Source organism: Kribbella sp. NPDC026596, assembly GCF_040638415.1.
Taxonomy (GTDB): domain Bacteria; phylum Actinomycetota; class Actinomycetes; order Propionibacteriales; family Kribbellaceae; genus Kribbella.
In genome coordinates this window covers 21,761-37,973 of record NZ_JBEZYF010000067.1, presented here as the reverse complement: position 1 = coordinate 37,973, position 16,213 = coordinate 21,761, and the positions used below count along the sequence as shown (strand labels likewise).

The 16,213-nt window shown below is 68.9% G+C and carries 13 protein-coding genes and 1 riboswitch; of the genes, 6 read left to right on the top strand and 7 right to left on the bottom strand.

The features are described from left to right. Positions 1–67: 67 nt before the first annotated feature. Together AB0E63_RS37185 and AB0E63_RS37180 are read left to right on the top strand one after the other, a co-directional pair. Entirely contained in the window at positions 68–1,288 is a 1,221-nt protein-coding gene (locus tag AB0E63_RS37185; protein WP_360376708.1) for a hypothetical protein, read from the top strand. Positions 1,289–1,455: 167 nt separating this feature from the next. After that, positions 1,456–1,938, top strand: coding sequence for an acyl-CoA thioester hydrolase/BAAT C-terminal domain-containing protein (locus AB0E63_RS37180; protein WP_360376706.1), 483 nt, complete (start codon positions 1,456–1,458; stop codon positions 1,936–1,938). On the opposite strand, the gene AB0E63_RS37175 is transcribed toward AB0E63_RS37180, so the two are convergent. Together AB0E63_RS37175 and ppdK are read right to left on the bottom strand one after the other, a co-directional pair. Beyond that, positions 1,931–2,209: a muconolactone Delta-isomerase family protein gene (locus tag AB0E63_RS37175; protein WP_360376703.1), complete on the bottom strand. Its 279-nt coding sequence runs from the start codon at positions 2,207–2,209 to the stop codon at positions 1,931–1,933. The two genes, AB0E63_RS37180 and AB0E63_RS37175, sit on opposite strands and share 8 nt — an antisense overlap. Positions 2,210–2,566: 357 nt before the next feature. Then, positions 2,567–5,221, bottom strand: coding sequence for a pyruvate, phosphate dikinase (gene ppdK, locus AB0E63_RS37170; protein WP_360376701.1), 2,655 nt, complete (start codon positions 5,219–5,221; stop codon positions 2,567–2,569). A 387-nt stretch (positions 5,222–5,608) separates the two neighbouring features. On the opposite strand from ppdK, the gene AB0E63_RS37165 reads away from it, so the two are divergent. Continuing rightward, positions 5,609–6,475, top strand: coding sequence for an ABC transporter substrate-binding protein (locus tag AB0E63_RS37165; protein WP_360376698.1), 867 nt, complete (start codon positions 5,609–5,611; stop codon positions 6,473–6,475). A gap of 43 nt (positions 6,476–6,518) precedes the next feature. Then, positions 6,519–6,741: riboswitch (cobalamin riboswitch) on the top strand. 134 nt (positions 6,742–6,875) lie between these two features. Further along, on the top strand, positions 6,876–9,107 hold the full coding sequence (gene metE, locus AB0E63_RS37160; RefSeq protein ID WP_360376741.1) for a 5-methyltetrahydropteroyltriglutamate--homocysteine S-methyltransferase: 2,232 nt from the start codon (positions 6,876–6,878) through the stop codon (positions 9,105–9,107). Between the two features lie 42 nt (positions 9,108–9,149). Here the strand turns inward: metE and AB0E63_RS37155 are convergent, their stop codons facing one another. From AB0E63_RS37155 to AB0E63_RS37140, 4 genes are all read right to left on the bottom strand, one after another. Further along, complete coding sequence (locus AB0E63_RS37155; protein ID WP_360376695.1) at positions 9,150–11,108, bottom strand: VWA domain-containing protein; 1,959 nt, start codon at positions 11,106–11,108, stop codon at positions 9,150–9,152. Between the two features lie 120 nt (positions 11,109–11,228). Further along, positions 11,229–12,626, bottom strand: a complete 1,398-nt coding sequence (locus AB0E63_RS37150) for an ATP-binding protein (protein ID WP_360376692.1) — start codon at positions 12,624–12,626, stop codon at positions 11,229–11,231. 44 nt (positions 12,627–12,670) lie between these two features. Continuing rightward, positions 12,671–13,948, bottom strand: a complete 1,278-nt coding sequence (locus AB0E63_RS37145; RefSeq protein ID WP_360376690.1) for a serine hydrolase domain-containing protein — start codon at positions 13,946–13,948, stop codon at positions 12,671–12,673. Positions 13,949–13,957: 9 nt separating this feature from the next. After that, a complete protein-coding gene (locus AB0E63_RS37140) occupies positions 13,958–14,674 on the bottom strand; it encodes a Clp protease N-terminal domain-containing protein (RefSeq protein WP_360376687.1) in 717 nt (238 codons plus the stop codon). A 65-nt stretch (positions 14,675–14,739) separates the two neighbouring features. Between AB0E63_RS37140 and mug the strand changes: the two genes are divergently transcribed. Beyond that, positions 14,740–15,240: a G/U mismatch-specific DNA glycosylase gene (gene mug / locus AB0E63_RS37135; protein ID WP_360376684.1), complete on the top strand. Its 501-nt coding sequence runs from the start codon at positions 14,740–14,742 to the stop codon at positions 15,238–15,240. Here mug and AB0E63_RS37130 read toward each other — a convergent pair. Continuing rightward, the gene (locus AB0E63_RS37130) at positions 15,233–15,886 is read right to left on the bottom strand and encodes an alpha/beta hydrolase (protein WP_360376738.1); all 654 of its coding nucleotides are present in this window, start codon (positions 15,884–15,886) and stop codon (positions 15,233–15,235) included. The genes mug and AB0E63_RS37130 overlap by 8 nt on opposite strands. A 180-nt stretch (positions 15,887–16,066) precedes the next feature. Here AB0E63_RS37130 and AB0E63_RS37125 point away from each other — a divergent pair, with 180 nt between their 5' ends. Further along, complete coding sequence (locus AB0E63_RS37125; RefSeq protein WP_360376681.1) at positions 16,067–16,210, top strand: hypothetical protein; 144 nt, start codon at positions 16,067–16,069, stop codon at positions 16,208–16,210. Positions 16,211–16,213: the final 3 nt, after the last annotated feature.

The window sequence follows — 16,213 nt, the reverse complement described above, 5'->3', positions numbered from 1 at the left end:
TACCGTCCGTCGAAACGACGGCCGCCTACAGTTACTCCAACTCCCGCCGCCAGGAGAGGATCAGCAGATGCCCTACGACACCTCCGCCGCGGTGGTCAGCGAGTTCGAGGCGGAGTCGTGGCCGCTCGAGGCAGCCGCGGACAGCCTGCACCAGGTCATCGAGGGATTCCACAACGGCGACACCCGGCCGCTGGTGATCGGTGACGGCGACCAGCCGGTGCTGGTGGTGCTCGCGATCGCGGACCTGGCCGACTTCCGGGCGCGGATCGCGGAGCTGCTGGCGAGCCCGGTCGACGCGGGCTGGCTGCGGTACTACCTGCGCTCGAACTTCGACATGAGCTCGGAGCGCCTGGTCGAGCTGCTCGGGGTCGACGGCGACCACGGGCTTTCGTCGCTGGCGAGTCAGGTGAACGTCGAGCAGGCCGCCGTACTGATGCCCGATCATCTGCGCCGGACCGAGGCCGGCGGCAACCCGCTGATGCTGATCGGCGACGGGATGATGGCGACCGCGGCGCTGGTCGCGTTCCCGGCGTTCCAGGTGCTGCTCGCGATGGAGGGCGAGGGCAAGGTCGAGGACGACTCCTGCGCGCACGACGATGAGGAGAAGCCGACCACGCCGCTGGAGGTGCTGGCCGAGCGGCTCGGGCCGGTGTCGACCCAGCTCGTCGCGCAGATCAACGCCGGCCGCGAGGCGCACCTGCCGCGCTACGAGCTGCACTTCGAGGACGACCTGGTCGAGCACCTGCGGGATCTGGAGACGCGGGCGCAGAAGGCTCCCGGCGGTGGCGCGTACGACGAACTGAACGACCTCCTGCACGACTTCGACCGGATGCGCAGCGGGCTCGTCGAGGTCGAGGCCGACGAGGAGCCGGGCGAGGCGCCGTACCTGGAAGCCTCCGATCTGAGGGCCGCGCTGCCGGACATCCGCGACAACTTCCGCGACGGCTCCGACGACCCGTACCTGATCGGCCTCGACGGCCGCCCACTCGCCGGACTGATCACCTTCGACCTCTACGAGGAACTGCAGAAGGTCTCGGTCGAACTCGGCGGCACCGACGAAGCGCCGGTGCTCCCGCTCCCCGAGCCGCGCTGGGAGAACGGGCCGCGCCTGCTGCCGTTCGAGCTCGCCCTCGAGCTGTGCGAAGCGGTCATCGAGGACATCGCCAACGGCGAAGCCTCGATGCTGTTCATCGCCGACGAGGACAACGAACCAGAACTGGTCCTCGCCCCCCTAGTCTGGCTCTGGGCCTACGTAGACCACCTAAACCTGGAACCAGCCGACATCTGACAACTCGGTGAACCGGAACCGCGCGACCATTCGGGTATGCACCGGATCCGCGCGAGCATGCTGGTCCTTTGCCTGGTCGCGGCCGGGTGCTCATCGGGCGCTGACCAGGCGGTCGTTCACGTGGACCGTCCTGTCGCCCTGGCGTCGATCCCGCGCACGTGATCGTGATGAGCGCGTCACGTGGCACCGAGGCTGCGCTCCTGGTGGCACAGGACTTCCCTCAACTGCTGCACGGCGCTGTTCTCTACGCGCCGGCCTCGGTGGTCCACGAGTCGTCCCCGCGCCCGGACGGCGTTGCCTGGACACTGCGGGGGCAAGCCGTGCTCAAAGACCTGATTCCTGTCGACCACATCGACGGCCCGGTCCTTGCGGTCGCTGGGTCCGACGACCGGTTGTGGGAGTCGAACTTCGCGGCGCCACTGATCGTGCACGAACTCGACCAGGCGAACCGCCGGTTCCCGCATGAGGCGCTGGTCGTGCAAGGTGCCGGGCACAGCATCGGCGGCGCGCCGTACCTGCCGCACGGATCGAAGTTCGTTTATCCCGGGCAGGCGGAGCCGTTCGACACAGGCGGGACCCACGCCGCGAACGAGTCCGCGCTGCTCCAGGGGTGGACGAAGGTCCTCGAGTTGCTGGCGTCGATCAGCTGAGGGGGAACAGGGGTTCCCACTCGGCGAGGGTGGCGATTTCGGCGACGTTGGCGGGGGTGTAGGGGTCCTTGGCGAGGATGTCGCGGAGTTCGGCTTCGTCGGCGACGTCGTACACGAGGAGGGCGCCGGTCTGGTCGGCGAAAGGTCCGGCGACGACGAGCTTGCCGGCGGTCTTCAGCTCGGTGAGGTACTCACGGTGCGCCGGACGGACGGCCATCCGGCGGTCTGACTCGGCGAGGTCGAAGCGCAGCTGCACGACATAAAGGGCCATGCCGAAACCCTACATCGGCCTTGAAAACAAGAGGATTTGGTGCGGGAAGGGAGTCACGAGCCGCCACAGCGGCTGGTTCAGGTCAGACCCGAAAGTCGACGAGTGATCGCCCTTCCCGCCCGCACATTCTCGCCACCAGGAGAGCGCTTACGCAAGGGGTTGGTTAAGGAAATTGCTGCAGACAGTTGAGTCACATAACCCTTCGTAACCAACCCGCCCGCCGCGTCCATCAAAGGCCGGATCCGGTTCTACAGTCCGTCACGCGGCTCCGCTGTCAAGGCCCCCGGGTGACCGGAGCGGGGAGGATTCCTGCCCGATTCGGGACCTCCCCAACCCCGGCCGTTCCGGGTACGGCCGTTAGGCGAGGGCGGCGCGGCCGGATTCCAGGCGGGCTACGGGGATTCGGAAGGGGGAGCAGGAGACGTAGTCGAGGCCTGCCTCGTGGAAGAAGTGGATGCTGTCGGGATCGCCGCCGTGTTCGCCGCAGACGCCGAGTTTGAGGTCGGGCTTGGCGGCGCGGCCGCGGTCGACGCCGGTACGGACGAGTGCGCCGACTCCCTCGCGGTCGATCGACTCGAACGGCGACATCGCGAAGATGCCCTTCTCCAGGTACTGGGAGAAGAACGCGCCTTCGACGTCGTCGCGGCTGAAGCCCCACGTCGTCTGAGTGAGGTCGTTCGTCCCGAAGGAGAAGAAGTCGGCCGCCTCGGCGATCTGGTCCGCGAGCACCGCGGCCCGCGGCAGCTCGATCATCGTGCCGATCGGGATGTCCGAGTCCCCGACGACCTCGGTGAGCACACGTTCCACCTCGTCGCGAGCCAGTTGCAGCTCCTGGACCGCGCCGACCAGCGGGATCATGATCTCCGGCTGCGGATCCTTGCCCTGCTCGCGAAGCTCGACGGCGGCCGACGCGATCGCACGTACCTGCATCGCGAACAGCCCCGGGATGACCAGCCCGAGCCGGACACCACGCAGGCCGAGCATCGGGTTCTCCTCGTGCAGCCGCTCGACCGCGGCGAGCAACGCGGCGTCGCGTCCCGGGTCCTCACCCCGTTCGCGAGCCAGCGCGACCTTGACCGCCAGGTCCTCCATCGAGGGCAGGAACTCGTGCAACGGCGGGTCGATCAGCCGGATCGTCACCGGCAGCCCGTCCATCGCGGTCAGCAACTCCAGGAAGTCGCCACGCTGCAACGGCTCGAGCTCGGCCAGCGCCGCGTCCCGATCGGCGTCGTTGTCGGCGAGGATCAGCCGCTCGACGGACTCCCGCCGCTCCCCCAGGAACATGTGCTCGGTCCGGCACAACCCGATCCCCTCGGCGCCGAACCGGCGCGCCCGGGCCGCGTCGTCCGCGGTGTCCGCATTGGTCCGTACCCCGAGCCGCCGTACCTCGTCGGCATGCGTCATCAACCGGTGTACGGCGGCCACGAGTTCGTCACCGGCGTCCGGGGCGAGCGTGCCCTCGAAGTACTGGACGACCGGCGACGGGACGACCGGGACCTCACCGCGGAACACCTCGCCGGTGGTGCCGTCGATCGAGATCAGCTCGCCGGCCTCGAGCACCGTGCCGTTCACCTTGATGGTGCCTTGGGCAACATTCACGTCGAGCTCCTCGGCGCCGCAGACACAGGTCTTGCCCATGCCGCGGGCGACCACGGCCGCGTGCGAGGTCTTGCCGCCGCGGCTGGTCAGGATGCCCTGCGCCGCGATCATTCCGTGCAGGTCGTCCGGGTTCGTCTCGCGCCGGACCAGGATCACCTTCTCGCCCTGGTCGGCCGCCTCGACCGCGGCGGCCGAGGTGAAGACCACCTTGCCCGAGGCCGCACCCGGCGACGCGCCGATCGCCTTGGTGATCAGCTCCTTGTCCGCGTCCGCGTCGAACCGCGGGAACATCAGCTGCGCCAACTGCGCGCCGTTCACCCGGCGCAGTGCCTCGCCGGTGTCGATCACGCCCTCGTCGATCAGGCTGGTCGCGATCCGGAAGGCCGCCGCCGCGGTCCGCTTGCCGACCCGGGTCTGCAGCATCCACAGCTTGCCGCGCTCGACGGTGAACTCGATGTCGCACAGGTCGCGGTAGTGCCCCTCGAGCTTGGCCATGATCGCCATCAGATCGTCGTACGACGTCTTGTCGATCTGCTCCAGGTCCGCCAGCGGAACCGTGTTGCGGATGCCGGCCACCACATCCTCGCCTTGCGCGTTCTGCAGGTAGTCGCCGTACACACCGGGCTGGCCGCTCGACGGGTCGCGGGTGAACGCGACGCCGGTGCCGGACTCCATGCCGAGGTTGCCGAACACCATCGAGCAGATGTTGACCGCCGTACCGAGGTCTGTGGCGATCCGCTCCTGGCGGCGGTACAGGATCGCGCGGTCGGAGTTCCACGAGCCGAAGACGGCCTCGATCGCGAGGTCCATCTGGGTCCGCGGGTCCTGCGGGAACTCGCGGCCGGTGTGCTCGTGCACGGCCTGCTTGAAGGTCTTGACGAGGGCCTGCAGGTCGTGGGTGTCCAGCTCCAGGTCGGTACGGGCGCCCTTCGCCTGCTTGGCCGCTTCGAGCGCGTCCTCGAAGACATCGCCCTTCATGTCGAGCACGGTCTTGCCGAACATCTGGATCAGCCGGCGGTACGCGTCCCAGGCGAAGCGCGGGCTGCCGGACTGATGTGCGAGCCCGTTCACCGAGTCGTCGTTGAGGCCGACGTTGAGAACCGTCTCCATCATGCCGGGCATCGACGCGGCCGCACCGGACCGGACCGAGACCAGCAGCGGGTCGTCGGCCTGGCCGAGCTTCTTGCCCATCTTCTCCTGCAGCAGGTCGACGTGGTGGTCGATCTCGTCGGCCAGCTCCGGCGGGCACGAACCGGTTGCGAGGTACGCGCGGCAGGCGTCTGTGGTGATGGTGAAACCGGGCGGAACGGGCAGGCCGAGGTTGGTCATCTCGGCCAGGTTCGCCCCCTTCCCGCCGAGCAGGTCCTTCATCTCCTTGTTGCCTTCGGCGAAGTCGTAGACGAGTTTCGGCACTGTCACTCCCAAGGTTGCGGGCGGTGCTGGTGAGTCGCGGCGTGTGGTCCGCTGGCCCATCGACTCCGGTGGCGGGGGCGTCTTTTCAGGGTAAGCCAGAAAACCAGTCCAGTTGAACACTGGTCTCACGATGCCGACGTGACCCTGCCCACAGGTCGAAGGCCGGAAAACCCTTCCCTCATTGACAACGCAAGACAATCGTCGCGTTCACCAAGGAATCCTCGCGCCAACCCAAACAGGACTTTTCCGCAAGGGTCACCCGCCCTTCGGGGCGGGTCGTGAGGCCTGCCGGCCGGGGGTCGTGAGGGTTGCGAGGTGGTGGTCGTGGGGGCTTGCGGGATCGGGGCGCGGGGCTTGCGGGGGCGGGGTGGCGGGTAGGGTCCTTGGGTGCGGATCGTTTCGTTGCTGCCGTCTGCGACCGAGATCTGCTTTGCGCTGGGTGCCGGTGATGATGTGGTCGGCGTGACGTTCGAATGCGACTATCCGGCGGCGGCGCGGGCACGGCGGATCGTGTCGACGACCGCACTCCCCGAGGGACTGACGCCGGGTGAGATCGACGCGTTCGTCCGGCAGCGGGTCGCAGCCGGCGAGGATCTCTATCACCTCGACGCGGGTGCCTTGCGCGAACTCGACCCGGATGTCGTCATCACCCAGGACCTGTGCAAGGTCTGCGCGATCGACGTGACCGAAGTAGCCGACGCCCTCAGCTATCTGGGCTGCCAAGCCGAGGTGGTCACCACCGATCCACACAACCTCGAAGACGTCCTCACCTCGATCGGAACCATCGCCAAAGCAATCGACCGCGACCCCACCCCGCTCCTGGACAACCTCCGTCGCCGGCTCCGCGCCGCGGCAGTCCGAGCCAACCGCACGCGGCCGCGGGTGGCGTTGCTCGAGTGGACGGATCCGCCGTACGCGCCAGGACACTGGTTGCCGGAGATGGTGGCGCTGGCGGGTGGCACCAACGTCCTGGGCGCCGCGGGTCAGCGTTCGACCCCGATCACCTGGGAGGAGGTCGGTGGTGCGCGCCCCGACGTGATCGTGTCAGCTCCGTGTGGGTACGACCTCGACGGTGCCGTCCGACTGACAGCAGACCTCTCGAATCTCCTCCCACCGAGCATCCCGGTGTGGGCGGTCGACGCGAACGGGTACTTCGCCCGCCCGGGTCCCCGGCTCGTCGACGGGATCGAGCTGCTCGCCGCCCTCCTCCACGACAAGACCCCGGATCAGAAGATCGCTCGACGACTGCGGTAGTGGCGTTCGTCTCGACGTACGGCGGTTCGCGGCCGGCGCGCGTACGCTCGGGTACGCCGACGGTTCGCGTGGTCATGTGGTTGTGATCGCGCGAGGCAAGAGGGAACCCGGTGGGAATCCGGGACTGCCCCGCAGCGGTGAACGGGAACGACCGCCGTCACAAGCACTGAACGCCCAGCGTCCGGGAAGCGACGGCCAGTAGGTCCACCGGTCAGCGACCGGTCCGCCCGTGAGTCCGAAGACCTGCCGCCGGTGCGCTCACCAACCCGGTGCGCGCGGGAACGGTGGTCTCGTGGGAGGACCCTGCCCGGTCGGCCGCATCCAACCGACCCCACCGGCACGGTCTCCCCGCGATCCGCCGAACCATCGGCACGCTCGCGAGGAGAGAGACGTGAACACCATGAAGACTGTGCTGGGCTACCCACGGATCGGCCCGGCCCGCGAACTCAAGAAGGCCGTCGAGAAGTACTGGTCCGGCGACAGCAACGCGGCCGAGCTGGAGGCAGCCGCCCACCGGCTACGGGCCGACACCTGGCACGACCTGGCCGGCCGCGGCCTCGACGTACTCCCCGGCAACACCTTCTCGTACTACGACCAGATGCTCGACCACGTGCAACTGTTCGGCATCGTCCCCGACCGCTTCCGAGGCCTCTCCAAGCTCGACACGTACTTCGCGATGGCCCGCGGCCGGGACGAGGTCGCGCCGCTGGAGCTGACCAAGTGGTTCGACACCAACTACCACTACCTGGTCCCCGAGCTCACCGAGAACACCGTCTTCCAGCTCGACGCGACCAAGCCGCTCGAGGACCTGGCGGCCGCACGCGAGCTCGGCGTCGACACCCGCCCGGTCCTGATCGGACCAATGACCTTCCTATTGCTCTCGAAGTCCGTCACGCCTGGGTTCGAACCGCTCAGCCTGCTCGACCGCCTACTGGATGCGTACGCCGACCTGCTCAACCAACTCGAATCCGCCGGAGCGGAATGGGTGCAGCTGGACGAGCCGGCCCTGGTCCAGGACCGCACCCCCGCCGAGCTCGACGCTCTCCGTCGCGCCTACGACCGCCTCGCCACACTCACCGACCGCCCACGACTCCTGGTCGCGACGTACTTCGGTGACCCCGGCCCCGCGTTGCCAGTACTGACGTCGACCGCCATCGACGGTCTCGCGGTCGACCTCGTGTCCGCCCCCGGACTCGTCGACCAACTCGCCGTACTGCCGAGTCTGCGGCGCAAGACCGTCGTCGCCGGAGTGGTCGACGGCCGCAACGTCTGGCGCACGCCGTTGGGCGACGCACTCTCCACCTGCGCGAAGTTGCTCGACTCGGTCGGGCAGCTGGTCGTCTCCACCTCCTGCTCGCTACTGCACGTCCCGTACGACGTGGAGGCCGAGGACGAGCTGGATCCGCGCGTCCGCGAGCGGCTCGCGTTCGCACGGCAGAAGGTCGACGAGGTCGTCGTACTCGGCCGGGCCCTCAGCGAAGGGGTCCTGGTCGATCTCGGCAACCCGCCCGGCGGACCGGTCGAGGAGTCCGGCCTTGCCCGTGAACAGGCGGTCCGCGACCGGGCGGCCGCGATTCGTCCCGCGGATCGACAGCGGCCGTCGTACGACGAACGCCGTACCGCGCAGGAGTCGATCGGGCTGCCGGCGCTCGCAACCACCACGATCGGTTCCTTTCCACAGACCGCGGACATTCGCCGGACGCGCGCCGACCTGCGGGTCGGTCGGATCGACTCAGCGACGTACGACGAGCGGATGCGGGCCGAGATCGCACGGGTGATCGGGCCGCAGGAGGAGCTCGGGCTCGACGTACTCGTGCATGGTGAGCCCGAGCGCAACGACATGGTCCAGTACTTCGCCGAGCAGTTGGATGGCTTCGCGACCACGAAACAAGGCTGGGTGCAGTCGTACGGCAGCCGCTGCGTCCGTCCGCCGATCCTGTACGGCGAGGTGTCGCGACCGGCCCCGATGACCGTGTCGTGGGCGTCGTACGCGCAGTCCCTGACCGAGCGGCCGGTGAAGGGGATGCTGACCGGACCCGTCACGATCCTGGCGTGGTCGTTCGTCCGGGACGACCAGCCGCTAGCTACCACGGCCGACCAGGTCGCGTTGGCGCTCCGCGACGAACTGGCCGACCTGGACGCGGCCGGGATCAGGATCGTGCAGGTCGATGAGCCTGCGTTGCGCGAACTGCTGCCGCTGCGGGCCGCGGAACAGAAGGCGTACCTGGACTGGGCGGTCGGTGCGTTCCAGCTGGCGACCGGTGGAGCGCCGGCGGGCGTCCAGATCCACACGCACCTGTGCTATTCGGAGTTCGGTGCGGTGATCGCCGGGATCGACGGGCTGGACGCGGACGTCACCACGATCGAGGCGGCGCGCTCGCGGATGGAGGTGCTGACGGACCTCGCCGCCGTCGGCTTCCGGCGCGGGGTCGGGCCCGGCGTGTACGACATCCACTCACCACGGGTCCCGAGCACCGAGGAACTCACCGCCCTGATCCAGGCCGCTCTCGCGACCACCTCCGCCGAGCAGCTGTGGATCAACCCCGACTGCGGCCTCAAGACGCGCGGGTACGACGAGGTCGTCCCCGCCCTGCGGCACCTGGTCGAGGCAGCGCAGGCCGCCAGGTCCTGATCGAATGATGTTGCTGTGGGCACCTATCAAGGTGCCCACAGCTCACAGTCTCCGGCGAGTGCGGAGGTAGTCGCCGACCACCGCGGCCCCGAGGCCGTCCGAGTCGGGCGCCAGCACCCGCCCGCCACTGCGGCGGGCGAGCAGGTCGACGAACGCGTTCAGGCGCGGGTCATCACCAAGCCGGAACACGGTCAGCGAAGCGCCGAGCTTGGCCAGCCGGTCCACCTCGAAGATCGTCTTCCGCAACGTCGCCGGCTCAGGCGGGTACGAGAACTCCGCCGTACCGTCCGGCTCGAGGTGCGCGGTCGGCTCGCCATCGGTCACCATCAGCACGACCGGCTGCGCGTCCGGATGCCGGCGCAGGTGACGGCCGGCCAGCAGCAGGGCGTGATGCGCGTTGGTGCCCTGTTCCCAGGTGCCTTCCATCCCGATCAACTGCGGCAGCTCGACGACTCCGGCGTACCGGCCGAAGGTGATCAACTGCAGCGCGTCGTTGCGGTAGCGCGTCGAGATGAGTTGGTGCAGCGCGAGCGCCGTCCGCTTCATCGGCAGCCAGCGACCCTCCTGGACCATCGACCAGGACGTGTCGACCAGCAATGCGACCGCGGCCCGGGCCCGATGCTCGGTCTCCGCGATCTCCACATCGGCGACATCCAGCTTGACGGACCCGCTGCGCGAAGCCGTCCGCAGTACGGCGTTCCGCACCGTCCGCGGAACGTCCCACGGCTGGGTGTCGCCGAACTCCCACTGCCGCGTGGACCCGCTCAGCTCACCGGCCGCGCCCGCGTTGGCCGCGTCGCGTTCACCGGATCCCCGGGCAGTCCGCAGTACGTCGGCCAACGCGGTCTGACCGAGTTGCCGCAAGGCTTTCGGTGACAACCGCAACGATCCATCGGGTGCCCGTTCCAGCAAACCCTGATCGCGAAGCTGCCGCTCGAGCTCGGACAGCCGGCGGGCATCAACCGTTGCCTCGTCACCCAACTGCCGCGTGAGCGCGTCGAGGTCGATGTCCTCCAACCGCGCACCCGGGTACGACTGCGCCAACTGCTCGGCCAATGCGTCCAGCTCGGCGAGATCCGACATCGCCCGCGCACCATCGGCGAGACCGAGCGGATCGTCTCCGCTCATCCGCTCCGATCCGGACCAGTCCTCCCCCGGCCGGAGCGCCTGCAACTGCGCGTCGAGCTGCGACAGCTGCTGAGCAAGCTGCGGGCTGCCGAACGCCTGCTGTGACAGCTCCATCAGCTCGGCCCGCTGCTCGGGCGTCATCGAGTTCAGCATCCGTTGCGCCGCGGCCGCCCGCTGCGCGAGGACGTCGATCAGTTCGTCGACGTTCCGCGGATTCTCCGGGAAGAACTCGCCGTGCTTGGCCATGAATTCCTCGAACAGCTCCGGCACCTCCGGCCGGCCCTGTGCGTGCGCCGCGAGCAACGCGTTGAGGTCGGTGAGCATCTCGTTGATGGCCTCGACGTCCTCGGGCGTGGTCTGCTGCAGAGCCTCCTTCATGCCCTCGAACCGTGACCCGAGCAACTCACGCCCGAGCAACTCACGGATCTCCTCGTACTTCTCCCGAGCCTCTGACGACTGCCAGTCGTAGTTGGCCAGCTCCCGGACGGCGGCCGCCGTACCGGACGGGAGCGCGTCGAGCTGAGCCTCCCGGAACCGGGCGTCGTCGGACGGGTTCGGGAACAGCTCGTGCCGCTCGGCCTCGAGCGCCTCGTCGAGCAACCGCTGGACGTCCCGCAGCGTGCCCTCGAGGTTGTGCCGCCGCTGGATCTCGCGGCGGCGCTCCCACAACCGCCGGGTCAGATCGTCCAGGCCCTGGGTGTTCCGGGTACCGCGCCGGAGCAGCTCCTCCAGCGCGGACCGCGGCGACGAACCGCTCATCACGTCGCGGCCGATCTCGTCCAGCGCGTCCCGCAGATCCGCCGGCGCCTTCAGTGGATCAGGCCCGTCGTGCCACGGCCCGTAGGACCAGCCTTCCGGTATCGACGCGGTCATGGGGCCTCCCGGCCTGGACTGAGGAGCGCAGGGAGCGCAGCGACCGGAGCGACGAGGGAAGGCCGGGAGTCAAAGCCCCATGACCCCCGCGCCGGAGGCGCGGCATTCAACACTGTCATGTCAGACCCCGTAGATCGTCGTGTCGTCGTCGGCGTCCTTGGCGACTCGTTTGGACAGGTAGAGCGCCTCCAGGGCGAGCTCGACCGCGGCGGCGATCCGGCCCGGCGACTCGTCCGGCTCGACGCCGGCGCGGGCCGCGACGTCGTGGAGCACGGGCAGCTCGGGCAATGCCGCGAGTACGTCGCGGCCGGGCACTCGCTCGCCGGTCGTCACAAGGTTGCCATCGGCAATCGCGTGGGCGAGCGGGCTGAGGTCGAGGCCGGCGAACCGCTCGCGCGCGGTGTCCGCGACCGAGCGGCGCAGCAGGTACTCGAGCAGTTCGATCTCGCGCCCTTCCTCGCCGGGCTCGAACTCGAGCTTGCCGCGCAGCACGGCGGGCACGGCCTCGAGGTCGATCGGACGCGCGACGGCCGGCTCCTCACCGGTGATCGCGCTGCGGCGCAACGCGGCGGCGGCGATCGTCTCGGCCGCGGCGACCGCGAACCGTGCCGACACGCCCGAGCGCTGGTCGATCGCGGTCGACTCCCGCAGATGCCGGACGAACCGGGCCAGCACCTCCAGCAGCGGCTCGCCCACCTCGGCGGTGAATTCGGCCTCCTGCCGGATCACGTCCACCTCGGCATCGATGTCGAGCGGGTAGTGAGTCCGCACCTCCGCCCCGAACCGGTCCTTCAGCGGCGTGATGATGCGGCCGCGGTTGGTGTAGTCCTCCGGGTTGGCCGTTGCCACCAGCAACACGTCGAGCGGCAGCCGCAGTGTGTACCCACGGACCTGGATGTCGCGCTCTTCCATCACGTTGAGCAGCGCGACCTGGATCCGCTCGGCCAGGTCCGGCAGCTCGTTGATCGCCACGATGCCGCGGTGCGCCCGCGGGACCAGGCCGAAATGGATGGTCTCCGGGTCACCGAGGCTGCGGCCCTCGGCCACCTTCACCGGGTCCACGTCGCCGATCAGGTCGCCGACCGAGGTGTCCGGGGTCGCGAGCTTCTCGGCGTACCGCAGGCTGCGGTGCAGCCACGCGACCGGCAGGTCGTCGCCCAGCTCGGCGGCGCGGCGGCGCGAGGCGGGGGTGATCGGGTCGAGCGGGTGTTCGGGGAGCTCGGCCCCTTCGATCACCGGGGTCCACTCGTCGAGCAGGCCGACCAGGGTGCGCAGCAGCCGGGTCTTGCCCTGACCACGCTCACCCAGCAGGACGACATCATGGCCCGCGAGCAGGGCGCGTTCGAGTTGCGGAATCACCGTCCGGGTGAATCCGACGATGCCGGGCCAGGGATCACGCCCGGCCCGGAGCTCTGTCAGGAGGTTGTCACGAAGTTCGGCCTTGATCGACCGAGGGAGATATCCGGCGGCCCGGAGGTCACCGGCCTTACGGGGAAGTTCAGCAGGTGCACTAGTCACCCTGAAGACGTTAGCTCGCTCACCCCAGCAACGCCCGCGGTATTTCAGACCCTGGGCGTGACGCGGCCTGACGTGAAGACGTGGGTCGGAGTGAAGGTGACCGGGATCCACGGGTGCGTCGGCGCCTCCCGGGTGACGAAATGATCGCCGTCGGCAGGCTCCGTCTGGCGCAGCTCGTACTCGTGCGACGGCTGGTCGGTGAACGTCAGCCGGTCGCCCGTCGCCTGGTAGATCATGACCAGGCGGCCCTCCCGGCGTACGACGTCCAGCCGCACGCTGGCCCGTTCGAAGCGGCCGATATGGCGGTCGTCGATGGGGGCGTCGATCGGTTGCGGTGGAGCCGGGTGAGCGACACCGGTGAAGTGAGTGAAGACCTCGGTGGCCAGCGGCTCGAACAGCGTCGTACCGTTGCCGGAGTTGGTCAGCAGGCACATGATCAGCCGGGCCTCGGGGTCGATCCGCAGGAACGCCAGCTGCGAGATCGTCGTACCGTCGTGGCCGAACAGCCGGCGGCCGTCCCAGTCGTAGATCCGCCACGCCAGGCCGAGGTCGTTGAAGCCTCCGATGCCACCCGCGTACGGGACCTGCGGCTCCTGCATGACGGCGTAGCGGTCGTCGGTCAGGTGCATCCGGGCGAACTCGAGTACGTCGCTCGCACTCGCCGTGATCAGCCCGGCCGGACCGATACTGCGGGGCAGCTGCCACGTCTTCACTGGCGTGCTGTCACTGGCGAGGTGACCGAGCGCGGCTCGGTGCAGAATCGCTTCCTCCGGGAGGGTCACCGTCTTCGTCAGGCCGAGCGGCTCGACCAGGCGGGCCTTGAGCGACTCGTCCCAGGTGCAGCCGTCGAGGACCTCGATGATCCGGCCGAGCAGCACGAATCCCGCGTTGCAGTAGGAGTACGCCGTACCGGGATCGAAGAGACGGTCGACGTCGGCAAGGAGAGCGACGTACCGCTCGACGCAGTCGTCACCGCGGCCGGTGTCGGTGAACACATCGCCGTCGATCCCGCTGGTGTGGGTGAGCAGGTGACGGACCGTGATCCGCGGATCAATCGGTGCCTCGGGCAACAGTTTCACCACCGGATCGTCCAGCGTCAGCCGGCCCTCGGCGGCGAGCTGGACGATCATCGTGGCGGTCCACGGCTTGGTCACCGAGCCGATCTGGAACAGCGAGTCGGCGGTGGTCTCGACCCCGGTCCCGGCGTTCAGGACGCCGTACGGCGCGATCGTCGTCTCACCGTCGTGCCAGATCCCGAGCACCGCTCCGGGAACCTCCCCCGCCACCGCCAGTTCACTCAACCGCGCAGACCAGTCAGGCATGCGGCCAACCTACTTCGTGGCCTCCTCGAGCAGTGCACGGAGGGCGGTCCACGCGGCGCTCTCGTCGAAGCCCTGCGCCAGCAGGATCTTCGTCGCCAGGCCACCCTGATCCCGGTAGAACGCGAGCAGCAGATGCTCGGTGCCGACATAGTTGTGGCCGAGCGTCAGAGCCTCCCCTACGGCTCCTTGCAGTACGTGTGCGGTCCGCCGGGTGAATGGAGGTCGCGCGGCGTCGAGCGTCTTCGGCGGGTCGGTCGGCTCCTCGGCGGGATTGACCTCGTGGACTGCCGCGCGGACGCCCTCTTCGGTGAGGCCGTGCTGGAGCAGCGCCTTCGTGGCCAGCGATTCGGGCTGGGTGAAGAACGCGAGCAGCAGATGCTCGGTGCCGATGTAGTCGTGGTTGTCTGCGCCGGCGACGTCCGCCGCGGCCTTCACCACGGCCATCGCGCGCTGGGTGTACCGATTGAAGGCGGGCTTGGTCGTCCAGGAGTCGGCGAACCGCTTGTGCGCGGCCTGCTTGCTCACCCCGAGCACCGCGCTGATCTCGACCCACGACTTCCCCGCGCCGCGGGCCCGATCCACGAAGAACCCGAGCGCCGCGTCGCTCGTGCCGGTCAGTTCACTGATCGTCGTCGCCGCGGTCGCGAGCTGCTCGAGCTCGTCGTCGGTCCCCGCGTCGGCCTTGATGATGTCGATGAGCTGCTGCAGATCCGGTCCAGGAGTCATGCCGTCAACCTTAGGTTGACGATGCTTGGAGCGTCAACCCTGGGTTGACAGCTACTGTGTGGCGCGTGCAGCCTCTGGCGGATGTGATCAACGATGGGCTGCGGGTGCTGTTCTCCGGGATCAACCCCGGGCTGATGTCCGCGGCGACCGGGCACCACTTCGCCCGACCGGGGAATCGGTTCTGGCCGGCCTTGCACCTCAGCGGGTTCACGCCGCGGCAGTTGCAACCGGCCGAGCAGGCTGAGCTGCTGACCTACCGGCTCGGGATCACCAACGTCGTCGACCGCCCGTCCGCGCGAGCCGATGAGCTGACCCGGGCGGAGTATCTGGCCGGCGGGGAGAACCTGGTGAAGAAGGTGCTCCGCTATCGGCCGGAGTGGCTGGCCGTCGTCGGCGTCACGGCGTACCGGGATGCTTTCGGCGAGCGGACGGCCCAGATCGGGCGGCAGGAGCGGCTGATCGGCACCACCCGGGTCTGGATCCTGCCGAACCCGAGTGGCCTCAACGCCCACTACACACTGCCGAAGCTGGCCGCCGCGTTCGCCGAACTCGCGCAGGTCAGTTGAGGGCCTTCCGCAACGTCGAGATGGCCAGCTCGATGGCCGCACCCGCCGCGTGGGTTTCGCGGAGCGCGTCCAGCATCACGAAGTCGTGGATGATCGCGGCGAACCGTACGGCGGTCGTCGGAACGCCGGCCTCGAGCAGCTTGGCGGCGTAGGCCTCACCCTCGTCACGCAGTACGTCGGCCGCGCCCGTGATCACCAGCGCCGGGGGCAGGCCCGTCAGCTGCTCGGTGGTCGCGCGCAGCGGGGACGCGGTGATCTGGTTCCGCTCGTTCTCGTCGGTCGTGTACTGATCCCAGAACCACTTCATGCCGTCCCGCATGAGGAAGTAGCCCTCGGCGAACTGCTTGTACGAGTCGGTGTCGAACGAGGCGTCGGTGACCGGGTAGAACAGCACTTGCTGGACGAACTTCACGTCGCCCCGCTCCTTGGCGAGCAGCGTCACCCCCGCGGTCATGTTGCCACCGACCGAGTCGCCGGCGATCGCGAGCCGCTCCGCGTCCAGGCCATGATCCTTGCCCGAGGCAATGATCCAGCGAGCCACCGCGTAGTTCTGCTCGAGCGCGTGCGGGTACCGGACCTCCGGCGAGAGGTCGTACTCCGGGAACACAACGGCCGCACCCGCGCCGACCGCGAGCTCACGAACCAGCGGCGTTCATCAACGCGTTCCGCGAGTTCGGGTCGGTCTCGCCCCGGGTCGCCGAGATGGCACTGCAGCACAAGGAAGGCTTCCGGCAGGCGCTGATCAAGCTCGCCGCGGAGGCCGACGCGACCGATCCCGACCGTCTGGCCGACCACCGCCGCGCGATGCTGAACCAGGTCGGCCACCTTGTCCTCTGCAACCAGTCGGACAGCGCTCATCCTGCTCAGCGAAGGCGCGATCACCCGCGCCGCGATCTCCGGCTCCCCCGACCCCGCGATCCGCGCCCGCGAGGCCGCCGGGCTGCTGCTGGACGCCACCCTGCCGTCCTGACCT

Coding starts and splice junctions, on each gene's coding strand:
- AB0E63_RS37145 (WP_360376690.1), bottom strand. CDS start 13,948: ATGCCTGACTGGTCTGCGCGGTTGAGTGAACTGGCGGTGGCGGGGGAG.
- metE (WP_360376741.1), top strand. CDS start 6,876: ATGAAGACTGTGCTGGGCTACCCACGGATCGGCCCGGCCCGCGAACTC.
- AB0E63_RS37185 (WP_360376708.1), top strand. CDS start 68: ATGCCCTACGACACCTCCGCCGCGGTGGTCAGCGAGTTCGAGGCGGAG.
- AB0E63_RS37155 (WP_360376695.1), bottom strand. CDS start 11,108: ATGACCGCGTCGATACCGGAAGGCTGGTCCTACGGGCCGTGGCACGAC.
- AB0E63_RS37140 (WP_360376687.1), bottom strand. CDS start 14,674: ATGACTCCTGGACCGGATCTGCAGCAGCTCATCGACATCATCAAGGCC.
- AB0E63_RS37180 (WP_360376706.1), top strand. CDS start 1,456: ATGAGCGCGTCACGTGGCACCGAGGCTGCGCTCCTGGTGGCACAGGAC.
- AB0E63_RS37175 (WP_360376703.1), bottom strand. CDS start 2,209: ATGGCCCTTTATGTCGTGCAGCTGCGCTTCGACCTCGCCGAGTCAGAC.